The organism is Pseudomonas sp. GW101-3H06 (genome assembly GCF_059424605.1).
In genome coordinates this window covers 5,188,212-5,201,368 of record NZ_JBWKZO010000001.1, presented here as the reverse complement: position 1 = coordinate 5,201,368, position 13,157 = coordinate 5,188,212, and the positions used below count along the sequence as shown (strand labels likewise).

Sequence of the window (13,157 nt, the reverse complement as noted above, 5' to 3'; positions counted from 1 at the left end):
GTTAAACGCCAATTCTTGCGGCTTCAGCGTGACTGCGCCTGCTCCACCAACCAGCCCATCAACTCGCGCAACTTCGGCGAAGGTGCAGGTTTTTCCGGGAACACCAGGTAATACGCCAATCCGGTTTTCACCTTCAATTCAAAGGGCATGACCAGTCGGCCGGCATTCAGGTCATCGCCGATCAACGACCAGTCGCCAATTGCCACGCCCGTGCCCTGGGATGCCATCGACATCGCCAGGTCCAGCGTTTCGAAGTGCTGGCCTTTGCCGACATTGGTCAAGTGCACATCCGCCGCTTTCAACCAGGCCTTCCAGTCCCGTTCATCGCGGGTGGGGTGCAGCAACAAGTGTTGTTGCAGGTCAGCCGGGGTTTGCAAGGCCAACGACCCTTCGAGCATGGGCCGTGAACACACAGGGGTCAGTTGTTCATCGAACAGCAGACAAGACTCAAGAGAGCTGTCCGGTGGCCCCCCGTACATCACCGCCGCATCGAATTGTTCGCGATGAAAGTCCACGCCGTGCTTGACCGTGGTGGTCAGTTCAACCGGCACGTCCGGCCGCTCTTTTTGCCACTGCAACAAACGTGGCAGCAGCCAACGCATCACACAAGTCGGCGCCTTGAGTTGCAGGGTTTCGCGCTTCTCGCCGATCTGCTCCACCGCCTCGTCGATCAGACCGAAAATCTGCTGGACCCGTGGCAGCCACTCGCGCCCTTCGGCGGTCAGATTCAGTCCCCGGGCCTGGCGGATGAACAGTTCATAACCCAGATGATCTTCCAGCCCGGCGATCTGTCGGCTCACCGCGCCTTGGGTGATGTGCAGTTGCTCGGCGGCCCGGGTGAAGTTGCAGCACTGCGCGGTAATCAGAAAAGTGTGCAGCGCCGGCAGGGGAGGCAGTCGTTTCATTGGGATCCAAGGTATGACGTGAGGACATGGCTAGTATGACTTTTTATCCATTGTTGCGGCTACGTGTCGCCCGTTCCAATGAGGCCATCCCTGGACCTGCGAATTCATCATAAACACAGCGCAGGCCCGGTGTCTCAAACGAACAAGAAGGGCAATGACATGGCGACGTGCGGCGAAGTATTGGTCAAGTTACTCGAAAACTACGGGGTCGAGCAGGTGTTCGGCATTCCGGGGGTTCACACCGTGGAGCTGTATCGCGGGTTGGCCCGTTCGAGCATCAACCACGTCACTCCGCGTCACGAACAAGGCGCCGGTTTCATGGCCGACGGCTATGCCCGCACCAGCGGCAAGCCGGGTGTGTGCTTCATCATCACCGGCCCTGGCATGACCAACATCACCACCGCCATGGGCCAGGCCTACGCCGATTCGATCCCGATGCTGGTGATCTCCAGCGTCCAGACCCGCAATCAGTTGGGCGGCGGTCGCGGCAAGCTGCATGAGCTGCCGAACCAGGGCGCGCTGGTGGGCGGCGTGGCGGCGTTCTCCCACACCCTGATGTCGGCGTCCGAATTGCCGGGCGTGCTGGCCCGTGCCTTCGCGCTGTTCCAGGCCGGTCGCCCGCGTCCGGTGCACATTGAAATTCCGTTGGACGTGTTGGTTGAAGAGGCCGACGACCTGCTGACGAGCGTACCGGTAAACATCGACCGCGCCGGTGCTGCGCCCACTGCCGTCAGCCGCATGACCGAATTACTGGCCGGCGCCAAGCGTCCGCTGATTCTCGCCGGTGGCGGTGCCATCGATGCCGCCGCCGAGCTGACCGAGCTGGCCGAATTGCTGGACGCCCCGGTTGCCCTGACCATCAATGCCAAAGGCATGCTCGAATCCGCTCACCCGTTGCTGATCGGTTCGACCCAGAGCCTGGTCGCAACCCGCGCGCTGGTCGCCGAGGCCGACGTGGTGCTGGCCATCGGCACCGAACTGGCCGAAACCGACTACGACGTCACCTTCGCCGGCGGCTTCGAGATTCCCGGCAAGCTGCTGCGTGTCGACATCGACCCGGACCAGACCGTGCGCAACTATCCGCCGCACGTCGCGTTGGTCGCCGACTCGCGCAACGCCGCCCAGGCCTTGCTCAGCGCGTTGTCGCACCAATCCCTGGCCGAGCGCCGCAACGATTGGGGCCAGGTACGCGCCGCCCGTTTGCGTGAAGAACTGGCCGCCAACTGGGACGCGCCGACCCTGGCCCAGACCCGCTTCCTGGAAACCGTCCTGCACGAATTGCCGGACGCGGTATTCGTCGGCGATTCGACCCAGCCGGTGTACACCGGCAACCTGACGTTCAACCCTGAGCGCCCACGTCGCTGGTTCAACTCGTCCACCGGCTACGGCACCCTCGGCTATGCCTTGCCGGCGGCGATTGGCGCCTGGCTGGGCGGCAGCGTGCAAAACGGTGCGCGTCCGCCCGTGGTGTGCCTGATCGGCGACGGCGGCCTGCAATTCACCCTGCCGGAGCTGGCCAGCGCCGTTGAAGCGCGCACGCCGGTGATCGTGCTGCTGTGGAATAACCAGGGCTACGAAGAGATCAAGAAATACATGGTCAACCGCGCCATCGAGCCGGTTGGCGTCGACATCTACACCCCGGATTTCATCGGTGTCGCCAAGGCCCTGGGCTGCGCCGCCGAAGCCATCAGCGATGTCGAGCAACTGCGCAGTGCCTTGCGCGTAGCCACCGATCGTCAGGGGCCGACCCTGATTGAAATCGACCAGGCTACCTGGACTAAGGCCGTGTGGACCCAGGCGGTGTCGAAATGAGTTTTCCAACGACTCTGGACGGCCTGTTCATCGGCGGTAAATGGTCGGCCGGCAGCGAACATCTGCGCGTGATCAACCCGGCCACCGAAGCCCTGTTGACCACCGTTGTGGGCGGTGACGAGCAAGCGGTCGATCAAGCCGTCAGCGCGGCGACCAGAGCGTTCTCCGACTGGTCGAAAACCACCGGTGCCGAACGCGGTGCGATCCTGCGCAAAATCGCCGCGGGCGTGCAGGCCGGTCGTGACCAGTTGATGCACTTGCAGTCGAGCAACAACGGCAAGCCACAGTTCGAAGCGGCCATCGACGTCGATGATGTAATCGCCACCTTCGAGTACTACGCGGGCCTGGCCGAAGGGTTGGATGCGAAACAGGACAGCGCCGTCGAGTTGCCGAGCGATGACTTCAGCGCCCGCCTGCGCCGCGAACCGTGCGGCGTGGTCGGCCTGATCGTGCCGTGGAATTTTCCGATGGTCACCACCGCGTGGAAACTCGCTCCGGCCCTGGCAGCCGGGTGCTGCGTGGTGCTCAAGCCTTCGGAGGTGACACCGCTACCGGAGCTGGAACTGGCGGCGATCATCGCAGATGCCGGCTTGCCCGCCGGTGTGTTCAACGTGGTGTGCGGTACCGGTCTGGCCGTTGGCGCGCCGCTGTCGGCGGACCCGCGTATCGCCAGGATTTCCTTCACCGGCAGCAATGCGGTGGGCGTTCAGGTCATGCAACGCGCAGCAGAAAGCGTCAAAGGCGTGAGCCTGGAACTGGGCGGCAAATCGTCGTTGCTGGTGCTGGCCGATGCTGACATCGAGTTGGCCGTGGAAGTGGCTTGCGGCGGTGGCTTCTTCAACGCCGGGCAAATGTGTTCCGCCACCAGCCGCGTGCTGGTGGCCGATGAACTGTTCGATGAATTCCTGACCCGCTTGAGGGCGCGTGCCGAAGCCATTCGCGTGGCTGACCCGTTCGACCCGAACGTGGAAATGGGTGCACTGGTCAATCAGGCGCAATACCAGCGCGTGCTCGGCCACATCGATCGCGGACTGAGTGCCGGTGCCTCGCTGGTGTGCGGCGGCAATCGTCCAGCGGACCTGCCGCGCGGATATTTTTTGCAGCCCACGATTTTCACCGACGTGCCCCTGGACAGTGCGCTGTGGTGTGAAGAGATTTTCGGCCCGGTGATCTGCGTGCGCCGTTTCACCTCGGAAGCCGAAGCGATTTCCCTGGCCAACGACAGTCAGTTCGGTCTGGTCGCCAGCGTCGTCACGCGCAATGTTGAGGCGGCGGATCGCGTCGCCAACGCCTTGCAGGCGGGGCTTGTGTGGATCAATGCGCCGCAGGTGATCTTCCCGCAGACCGCCTGGGGCGGCTACAAACAGAGCAGCATTGGCCGCGAATTGGGGCCGTGGGGCTTGCAGGCTTTCCAGGAAATCAAGCACGTGATTCGGGCTCTCTGAAGGCACGAAAAAGGTGAGCGCATGCCTCCTGGTGAGGCATGCGCTGGCGTCATGGCTTCAATGAGTTTTTTTCGATAGTCAGGTGTTTTGCACGACCTCAGGATGAACCCGTCGGCTCAGCTGCGGCCCCGTAAATACGGGGCTCAAGGCAGATCTGGCCGCGCGGATGCAACGGTTGCGACCAACCTCATAACTTACAAAAACAAAGGGAGTCCTTCATGGGCGAGCACGATCTGAACAGACGTCAATTCATCAAAACCGTGGGCGTCGCCTCGGTTGCCGCGGCGGCCATGAGCCTGCCGTTCGTCAAGGCCAACGCCAGTGACACCCGCTTTCAAGGCAAGACCCTGCGTCTGCTGACCTGGTCCGATGACACCGGTCTGGCGGCACTGCGCAACATCGCTGCGACATTCGAAGACAAGTACGGCTGCAAGGTCATCGCCGACCGCACCGGCAGTACCTCGGAAATGGTCGCCAAACTCAAGGCCGGCGGTGATCGCCCGCAGTACGACATCATCACCTTGGCAGGTGTCGGTGCCGAAGGTCTGGCCGCCGCCAACCTGCTGGAAAAACCTGACCTCAACCGCATTCCCAACCTGGTCGACGTACCGGAGAAATACCGTACCGGCGCCAATGGCCACGGTATCGGTTACCTGCTCTGGTGCAACAGCCTGGTCTACAGCACGCGCACCATCAAGGAAGCCCCGAACAGCTATGCGGCCCTGTGGGACGCCGATCTGTCGCCGAACATCTTCCTGCCGCCACCGAACTGGACCGAGGCCATGGACCTGATCATCATCGCCGCCAAACTGGCCGGTGGTGACGAACACAACATCGAGCCAGGCTTCAAGAAGCTCGCCGAGCTCAAGGACCGCGTGGTAACCCTGGGCGAAAACCCGAACCAGATCGCCGAGCTGTTCCGCACCGGCTCCCTGGACATGGGCGGCCTCTACGCTCCGGCCTTCTTCCCGAAACAGATCCGCGATCCGAACTACGGTCTGGGCGCCACCTTCGGCATGAAGGAAGGTTTCTACACCGATCTGATGCTCTCGGTGATGCCGAAGAATCGTCCGGGCGATACCGACCTGGCCTACGCCTTCATCAACCACTCCCTGGACCCGATGGTGCAGGGCAAGATGGCCGAAGACATCTACAACGGCCCGGTCAACGCCAAGGCAATCATCTCCGCAGAAGCGCGCAAGAGCCCGTACATCCTCACGCCGGAGCAGATTGCCGAGAAAGCGATCATGCACGACAACGCCTTCCTGGCCTCCGTGCATGACCAATGGATTCGTCGTTACACGGAAATCTTTTCTTCCTGATTGAGTGGCGAACACAAGATTTTCAGCCACTGAAGATCCCCTGTGGGAGCGAGCAGGCTCGCTCCCACAACGGGCCAATTCGCTCTGAAGATTTGTGTTTGTCAGCTGCTTTCCATTGACGAGACCCTTGCTATGGAACACCAACCTTTGACCCACTCGGTCAGCGTCGCGCAGGCGCGTCCGAGTCGGGGTGTATCACCGACGGCGCGCGCCTGGTTTTTCCTCTCGCCGTCGATGCTGTTTCTGGGCGTGCTGATTGCCGCCAGCCTGCTGGTGCTGCGCATGAGCGTGGGCACCAAAGGCGCGGAATGGTCCGGGTTCAGCCTGGCCAGTTATGCCCAATTGCTGGAACCGTACTACCTCAAATCCTTGCTGCTGACCTTGCGCCTGGCGCTGATCAGCGCGTTGATCGCAGTGATCCTGGCGATCCCGGTGGCCTACACCATGTCGCGACTGACTTCGCCGTTCGTGCGGCGGATCTTCCTCGCCGCGGTGCTGCTGCCGTTGCTGGTCAACCTGCTGCTGCAAAGCTACGGCTGGCTGGTGATCCTCGGCCCCGGTGGCATGCTCAACCAGGCACTGATGGGCCTGGGCCTGATCAAGCGTCCGATCATGCTCCTGTACAACCAGAACGGCGTCTTGATGGGGCTGGTGCAAACCGCCTTCCCGCTGGCCGTGCTGCCGATTGCCAGCGCCATGCGCGGTGTCGCCCGCAGCTACGAAGAAGCCGCTGCAACGCTGGGCGCCAGCCGCTTGCAGGTGTTCCGCCAGGTGGTGTTGCCGATGAGTCTGCCGGGGATCATTACGGGTGCGACGTTGGTGTTCGCCTACAACGCCAGCAGCTTCGTGGTGCCTTTGCTGCTCGGCGGCCGTCGCGTGCCGATGCTGGCGGTGATGGTGCATGACCAGATCGCCCCGCTGATGAACTGGCCCGCCGCGTCCGCTGCCGGTGTGGTGTTGATCGTGACCACGCTGGCCATCATGACGTTGTCCGAATACATCACAGGCCGTCGTCGGCGCATGCTGGAGGCTTCGCAATGAGTTCCCTGACCAAGAAGCGCCACTCGCTGTTGCCGGGTGACACCGGCAAGTTCGCCGGGATCCTCTCCGGTTTCATCCTGCTGCTGGCGGTGTTGCCGATCCTGACCATGATCGTCATGTCCTTCAGCGGCGCGTCGAACCTCGATTTCCCGCCAAGCAGCTACAGCCTGCAATGGTACAAGGCCGCCTGGCACACCTTTGTCTCGCCCGACTCCAGTGACGTGCTGAGCCTCGGTCAGGCCATGACCACCAGCCTGATGGTGGCGTGCCTGACTATGATCTTCGCCACGCTGATCGCGGTGCCGGCGGCTTATGCGCTGACCCGTTGCGAGTTCCGCGGCAAGGCCGTGGCGCTGCAATTGATGTCATTGCCCCTGGTGTTTCCGATGGTGGTATTGGGCCTGGCATTGCTGCTGGTGTTCGACAGCCTGCCGTTCCACATGACCACCTCGCGGCTGGTGATTGCCCACGTGATCCTTGCCCTGCCATTCGTGGTGAAGAACTGCACGGCGGCCATGCTTTCCATCGGCAGCGAAGTCGAAGAAGCCGCGCAAATGCTTGGTGCCTCGCCACTGCGGGCGATTGTCGACGTGGTGGTGCCATTGATGAAGTCGGGGATTCTGGCGGGCATGCTGCTGGCGTTCATCGTCTCGTTCAACGAATTCACCGTGACCTATTTCCTTTACACCATCGACGTGATGACCGTGCCGATCTGGATGTACAGCCGCACCGTGTCTTCGCTCGACCCCACCGTATTTTCGTTTGCCGTGCTGATCGTGCTGATCGACTTCGTCCTGATCTGGGCGCTGGAGAAGCTGGTGGGTGAAGGTGGCGTTTCGTTCTGATTTCTTGAGGTGATTTATGTCTGGTCTGATTCTGGAAAACGTCGAGAAACATTACGGCTCGGCCTGCGCGGTAAAAGATGTAAACCTGCATTTGCCCGAGGGCAAGCTGGTGTGTTTCCTCGGCCCTTCGGGGTGCGGCAAAACCACCTTGCTGCGGATGATCGCGGGGCTGGAAACCCTGACCGGCGGCGAGATTCGCCTGGACGGTGAGGACATTGGCCATACCCCGGCGCACCAGCGTAATTTCGGCATGGTGTTTCAATCCCTGGCGCTGTTCCCGCACATGACGGTAGGAGAGAACATCGCCTATCCGCTGAAACTGCGCGGGGTCAGCAAGGCTGACCAGCAGGCGCGCGTGGTGGAGTTGCTGGAGCTGATCCAGCTGCAGCCGATGATCAATCGCCCGGTGGCCAAACTGTCCGGGGGCCAGCGCCAGCGCGTGGCGATCGCCCGGGCGATTGCCAGCCACCCGAAAATCCTTCTGCTGGACGAACCGCTGTCGGCGCTGGACGCCAAGCTGCGCGAGTCGATGCAGGTGGAAATCCGCCAGTTGCAACAGCGCCTGAACATCACCACCATCATGGTCACCCACGACCAGCGTGAGGCCATGACCATGGCCGATATCGTCGTCGTATTGGGTGAGCATCGGGTGCAGCAGGTGGGTACGCCGATTGAGATCTACCGCCATCCGGCCAACGAATTCGTCGCGGACTTCATCGGTTCCGGCAACATCTTCCCGGCCACCGCACTGGGCAACGGCAAGGTCAGCCTGCCCGGCGGTGATGCGCTGGAAGTGCCGATCTGCAGCAGCATTGTTGTGGGGGAGAAGGTGAAGATGCTGATTCGCCCTGAAGACCTGCAACTGTCGGCACCGCAGGCGACGGCGGGCAACCGCTTGCTGGGCAAGGTGACGTTCGTGCGTGATATCGGTGCGACGATTGAAACGACAGTGGAGTGTTCCGGGGTGTCATTTACCGCGCTGAGCACGCCGTGTCAGGGGATTGGCTTGAGCATCGGGCATCCGGTGTCGGTGACGTTGCCGGCGCAGGCGTGTCGCGTTCTCGGTGCCTGACTTGCTGGCCCCTTCGCGAGCAGGCTCCCACAGTGGTTTTGTGTACACCTATCCATTGTGGGAACGAGCCTGCTCGCGAAGAGGGCCGGGCAACCAATACAAATTTCAGCTAAACACTCAACCGCAACCGCGCCAAATCCCTCAATGGCGGCGCCCCGAATAACCGGCTGTATTCCCGGCTGAATTGCGAGGGGCTTTCATAACCCACTCGGTAACCTGCCGCCGAGGCTTCCAGCCCTTCGGCCAGCATCAAGCGCCGCGCCTCCTGCAGGCGCAGTTGCTTCTGATACTGCAATGGACTCATCGCCGTCATCGCCTTGAAGCGGTGATGCAGGGTCGAGACGCTCAAGTTCACCTCCTTGGCCAGATCATCGATGCGCAGTGGCTGCTCGAAATTGCCGTTGAGCCATTTGATCGCCTGGCTGATGCGATGGCTCTGGCTGTTGGCGATGGCGATTTCATAAAGACGATGGCCCTGCTGGCTGCGCAGCAACCGGTAGAGAATTTCCCGCCGAATCAGCGGTGCGAGCATCGCAATGTCTTTGGGGGTGTCCAATAGCCGTGCCAGGCGCAGCACGGCATCAAGCATCGCCGTGTCCAGGCGTTCCACATACAGCCCGCGCCCGGTCGGCCGGGTCGGAACGCCAATGGGGCCGGCGTCGGCGATCAGCGCGGTGATTTGCGCCGGGTCGATGTCCAGCCGCACGGCCAGGATTGGCTCTTCAGCCGAGACGTTCACCACTCGACCGCTCAGTGGCATCGAAACCGAGACCACCAGGTAATTCAGCGGGTCGTAATTGAAGTACTCGTCAGCCAGGCGAACTTCCTTGCGACCCTGCGCCATGATGCACAACGCCGGTTGCGCGAGTACCGGAGCAAACTCGTGGTTCTGGCTGTGGCGCGACATGAACAGTGATTCGACGGCGGTGGCATAACTGCCATCTTCGGCGGTGTTGCGCCGAATGATCGCCGCCAGTTCCGCGCGCTGCTTTTCCATCTCTGCATCCAGCGGCGCTTGTGAAAAGTGATCGAGCGACGACATGCAAGGCATCCTCGTAAAAGCATGGGCAATGGGCCGAGCTTAAGTTTGTGCAAGCAACAGCGGTAGACACATCCTGCCTGATGCTTGCCTGATTCTGCACGGGGTTGTTTTTTCACCCTGACAAGACAGAGCGCAGGCGGGGAAACTTGCTTGAAACTCGTGTGGCAGAACTGTGACAGCGTTTAACACATTGTTACAGGCTGCCTGCACCGTCTCGCAGGATCGTGCAACGCAGCGGCAGGAATCGACTAACGACCCATGCACATCGACCCTTAACCTTTGATCCTGTCGCAGCCCGTCCCCTGGCTGCCACGCGACTCCCCGGGAGGGTTGAACATGTCAAAGCAGATCCCCGTCAGTCATATGGCCTTTGTCCGGGCGCGCACCGGACGTTCGCAAGAGCTGGGTGTGCGCCTCAGCGCACTGATCGAACCATCCCGCGCAGCGCCAGGTTGCCTGAGCTTTGCCTTGCAGCATTCGCAATGCGACCCCGAGTTGTGGCTGGTGTCCGGTTTCTGGGTCAATCAACAGGCGATGACCGCCTACTTCAGCACCCCGGCCATGGAGGTCTTTGCCGAGCTGGTGCAGGAACTGGTGGTCAACAGCCTGGATTTTCACACCTTCAAGGATGTGTCGGCGGCGCAAGCGTTGGGTCAGTCCGGAGCGGCGGTACACAAACTGGCCGGTTGAGGGTTTAATGGCAGCATTCTCAACTAGCCAGGATGCGCGACATGGCACGCAAAGCCTTTGAAACCTTCGAAGCAGTATCGGCCGTAGTCCCCCGTGAAGGCGGGTATTACGCGGCAATCGCCACCAAAGCCATCGGTGGTGCGGGAGCGCCTCGCTTCAACAAGCTGCTGGAAGAACAGACCTTCAAGACCGCTAAAGAAGCGGATGAAGCCGCCGCCTTGCAATTAACCCACCTCAAAGGTGTCGGCGAAGACGGCGAGCTGATCTGGTAACTACTTCACCGCCCCCGGGCGGTACATTTTGAACAACGCCTCAGGCCCCAGCTGGAAATAATCCGCCGGCCCGCCGCCGCGCAGAATCGGTTCTGCCGCGGCGGTGTCGTACACCCCGTCCTTCAACAGCCACTTGGCGATATGCACGGCGACCACTTCGCCGAGAATCAGCCAGCTCGGCACCACATTCCCGTCCGCGCGCTGCAGTTGAATGATCTGCGTGACCTTGCACTCGAAGGACACCGGGCTTTCAGCAACCCGTGGCACCGCAATGACTTTCGAGGCGACGGTACTCAGCCCGGCCAATTCGAATTCATTAACCTGCGGGCCTACGTTGGCGCAGCTCTGGTTCATTTGCTCGGCCAGTGGACGGGTGGCCAGGTTCCAGGCGAATTCGCCGGTCTGTTCGATGTTATTCAGGCTGTCTTTGCGCCCGATGCTGCAAAATCCAATGATCGGTGGAATGTAGTTGAAGGCGTTGAAGAAGCTGTAGGGCGCCAGGTTCAAATGGCCGTTGGCATCCTGTGAAGAAATCCAGCCAATGGGGCGCGGGCCGACGATCGCGTTGAACGGGTCGTGGGGAAGGCCGTGGCCGGTGGCGGGTTCGTAGTAGTGGATGTCGTCGGGCATGGACCAGTGTTCCTGAGGGCTTCAATCGGAGGAGAGCCATAGTGCAAGGACAAGCTACTGATTTCCAGCCAGATGAGATCCCACAGGGTGCGTGACCAACAGGATATTTGCAGTGCTCCAGAAATGACTAAGCCCGGCAAAGCCGGGCTTTAGTGCCGCTATGGCGGATCAGCTGATGGAAGCCGAACCCGTGCGGTCATAACCGTCAGCAGCGAAAGTCGCCGAACCAGTACGGTCGTAGCCATCTTCAGCGACAGTGGCGGAGCCGGTGCGATCGTAGCCATCAGCGGCGACAGTAGCGGAGCCGGTGCGGTCATAGCCGTCTGCTGCGACAGCGGAGCCTGTGCGGTCGTAACCGTCGGCGGCGAAGGTGTTGGCAGCCAGTACGGACAGGGCCAGGGCGAGGAACAGTTTGGTTTTCATCTTCATATCTCCAGGTTCTTTGGCGTTTTGTGTCTCGGGCATGGGTTTCATGCTACGCCAATTAAACTGATTAAAAAGCGCAAAATAATGCTAAAAACGATCGATTAAATAGATGTTAAGCGTCTCAGCCATTTTTGCGTTCAGAGCTGAGTGATCGCATCGCAGTTAATCGTTTTGGCAGGATCAGCATGGTGGACGCGCATTAACTCGTGATTAATCCACCTTTGACGGGGATGAAGGATTTTTCACAACGCAAACAAAAAGGGGCAGACCCCCGACGGACTGCCCCTTTGGTGTAACTCGATCGGATTTAGTCGGTGACGATCCGCGAGTGCTTACGGGTGTCTTTCATGGTGATGTACACCAGCAACGACACAGCGATACACGCTGTGACATACCAGTAGTAACCGGTTTCCATGCCGATGCTTTTGAACCACAGCGCGATGTATTCAGCGGTACCGCCAAAGATCGACACAGTCAGTGCGTACGGCAGGCCAACGCCCAGGGCACGGATTTCGGTCGGGAACAGTTCGGCTTTGACCACCGCGTTGATCGAGGTGTAGCCGCTGACGATGATCAGCGCCGCCATGATCAGGAAGAACGCGCCCCACCAGGTCGTGATGGTGTGCAGGGTGGTGAGGATTGGCACGGTGAAAATCGTGCCCAGTACACCGAAGGCGATCAGGATCGGACGGCGGCCGATCTTGTCCGACAGGCCACCGATGATCGGTTGCAGGCACATGAACAGGAACAGCGTGGCGGCGGAAATGGTAGTGGAGTCGGAGATGCTCATGCCGACGGTGTTCACCAGGTATTTCTGCATGTAAGTGGTGTAGGTGTAGAACGCCAGTGTGCCGCCCATGGTCAGGCCGACCACGGTGAGCAGTTCCTTGGGATGGCGCATCAAGGTGCGCATGGCGCTTTCCTTGGCCTTTTCCTTCTTGGTGAACGACTCGGTTTCTTCCATGCCACGACGCAGGTACAGCGCGACCACGGCACACAGCGCGCCGATGGCGAACGGAATGCGCCAGCCCCAGGCATACAGCTCTTCGGTGGTCAGCACTTGTTGCAGCACGATCAGGACACCCAGCGCGATGAGCTGGCCGGAGATCAGGGTCACGTACTGGAAGCTGGAGAAGAAGCCGCGACGTTCCTTGGTCGCCATCTCACTGAGGTAAGTGGCGGAGGTACCGTATTCGCCACCGACCGACAGGCCCTGCAGCAGACGGGCGAACACCAGCAGGATCGGCGCACCGATGCCGATGGTTTCGTAGCTCGGGCTGAGGGCAATCAGCAGGGAGCCGAAGCACATCAGGTACACCGAGGCCATCAGGGCCTTTTTGCGCCCGACCTTGTCGGCGTACAGGCCCATCAGCCAGCCGCCGATCGGGCGCATCAGGAAGCCCACGGCGAAGATCGCTGCGGTGTTCAGCAGTTGGGCGGTTGTGTCGCCCTTGGGGAAGAAGGTCTTGGCGAAGTACAGGGAGAAAGCGGCATAGACGTACCAGTCATACCATTCGACCATGTTGCCTACGGAGCCGCTGAAGATCGACTTGATACGGCTGGAGGTGGTTCTTGGTTTGGCTGTCGCGGCAGCCGACCCAAGGGGCAGGGTATTTGAGTTATCCATTGAAGGATCCTTCGTTTAATTGTTTTTG

The 13,157-nt window shown here is 60.8% G+C and carries 13 protein-coding genes; 8 read left to right on the top strand and 5 right to left on the bottom strand.

Going from position 1 to position 13,157, the window contains the following annotated elements:
* Positions 1-23: 23 nt before the first annotated feature.
* Positions 24-905: a LysR substrate-binding domain-containing protein gene (locus AC07ZE_RS23835; protein ID WP_207266888.1), complete on the bottom strand. Its 882-nt coding sequence runs from the start codon at positions 903-905 to the stop codon at positions 24-26.
* Positions 906-1,064: 159 nt separating this feature from the next.
* Here AC07ZE_RS23835 and AC07ZE_RS23830 point away from each other — a divergent pair, with 159 nt between their 5' ends.
* The 6 genes from AC07ZE_RS23830 to AC07ZE_RS23805 all read left to right on the top strand — a co-directional run bounded on the left by AC07ZE_RS23830 (position 1,065) and on the right by AC07ZE_RS23805 (position 8,442).
* A complete protein-coding gene (locus AC07ZE_RS23830) occupies positions 1,065-2,717 on the top strand; it encodes a 5-guanidino-2-oxopentanoate decarboxylase (RefSeq protein ID WP_207266887.1) in 1,653 nt (550 codons plus the stop codon).
* Complete coding sequence (locus AC07ZE_RS23825) at positions 2,714-4,162, top strand: aldehyde dehydrogenase family protein (RefSeq protein ID WP_207266886.1); 1,449 nt, start codon at positions 2,714-2,716, stop codon at positions 4,160-4,162. Before AC07ZE_RS23830 ends, AC07ZE_RS23825 begins: the two co-directional genes overlap by 4 nt.
* Before the next feature lie 218 nt (positions 4,163-4,380).
* The gene (locus tag AC07ZE_RS23820) at positions 4,381-5,484 is read left to right on the top strand and encodes an ABC transporter substrate-binding protein (protein WP_207266885.1); all 1,104 of its coding nucleotides are present in this window, start codon (positions 4,381-4,383) and stop codon (positions 5,482-5,484) included.
* A 132-nt stretch (positions 5,485-5,616) separates the two neighbouring features.
* Positions 5,617-6,525 carry an ABC transporter permease gene (locus AC07ZE_RS23815; protein ID WP_207266884.1) on the top strand — a complete coding sequence of 303 codons (909 nt, stop codon included), beginning with the start codon at positions 5,617-5,619 and terminating at the stop codon, positions 6,523-6,525.
* The gene (locus AC07ZE_RS23810) at positions 6,522-7,370 is read left to right on the top strand and encodes an ABC transporter permease (RefSeq protein ID WP_137803915.1); all 849 of its coding nucleotides are present in this window, start codon (positions 6,522-6,524) and stop codon (positions 7,368-7,370) included. Before AC07ZE_RS23815 ends, AC07ZE_RS23810 begins: the two co-directional genes overlap by 4 nt.
* Positions 7,371-7,386: 16 nt before the next feature.
* Entirely contained in the window at positions 7,387-8,442 is a 1,056-nt protein-coding gene (locus AC07ZE_RS23805; RefSeq protein ID WP_207266883.1) for an ABC transporter ATP-binding protein, read from the top strand.
* A gap of 109 nt (positions 8,443-8,551) precedes the next feature.
* Here the strand turns inward: AC07ZE_RS23805 and AC07ZE_RS23800 are convergent, their stop codons facing one another.
* The gene (locus tag AC07ZE_RS23800; RefSeq protein WP_207266882.1) at positions 8,552-9,484 is read right to left on the bottom strand and encodes an AraC family transcriptional regulator; all 933 of its coding nucleotides are present in this window, start codon (positions 9,482-9,484) and stop codon (positions 8,552-8,554) included.
* Positions 9,485-9,820: 336 nt separating this feature from the next.
* Here AC07ZE_RS23800 and AC07ZE_RS23795 point away from each other — a divergent pair, with 336 nt between their 5' ends.
* Entirely contained in the window at positions 9,821-10,174 is a 354-nt protein-coding gene (locus tag AC07ZE_RS23795; RefSeq protein ID WP_207266881.1) for a putative quinol monooxygenase, read from the top strand.
* A gap of 41 nt (positions 10,175-10,215) precedes the next feature.
* The gene (locus AC07ZE_RS23790; protein ID WP_095193129.1) at positions 10,216-10,446 is read left to right on the top strand and encodes a hypothetical protein; all 231 of its coding nucleotides are present in this window, start codon (positions 10,216-10,218) and stop codon (positions 10,444-10,446) included.
* Here AC07ZE_RS23790 and AC07ZE_RS23785 read toward each other — a convergent pair whose 3' ends face one another.
* The 3 genes from AC07ZE_RS23785 to AC07ZE_RS23775 all read right to left on the bottom strand — a co-directional run bounded on the left by AC07ZE_RS23785 (position 10,447) and on the right by AC07ZE_RS23775 (position 13,129).
* Positions 10,447-11,076: a flavin reductase family protein gene (locus AC07ZE_RS23785; protein WP_207266880.1), complete on the bottom strand. Its 630-nt coding sequence runs from the start codon at positions 11,074-11,076 to the stop codon at positions 10,447-10,449. It abuts the gene before it with no gap.
* Between the two features lie 168 nt (positions 11,077-11,244).
* Positions 11,245-11,499 carry a hypothetical protein gene (locus AC07ZE_RS23780; protein ID WP_095193131.1) on the bottom strand — a complete coding sequence of 85 codons (255 nt, stop codon included), beginning with the start codon at positions 11,497-11,499 and terminating at the stop codon, positions 11,245-11,247.
* Between the two features lie 310 nt (positions 11,500-11,809).
* Positions 11,810-13,129 carry an MFS transporter gene (locus tag AC07ZE_RS23775; protein ID WP_137803920.1) on the bottom strand — a complete coding sequence of 440 codons (1,320 nt, stop codon included), beginning with the start codon at positions 13,127-13,129 and terminating at the stop codon, positions 11,810-11,812.
* Positions 13,130-13,157: the final 28 nt, after the last annotated feature.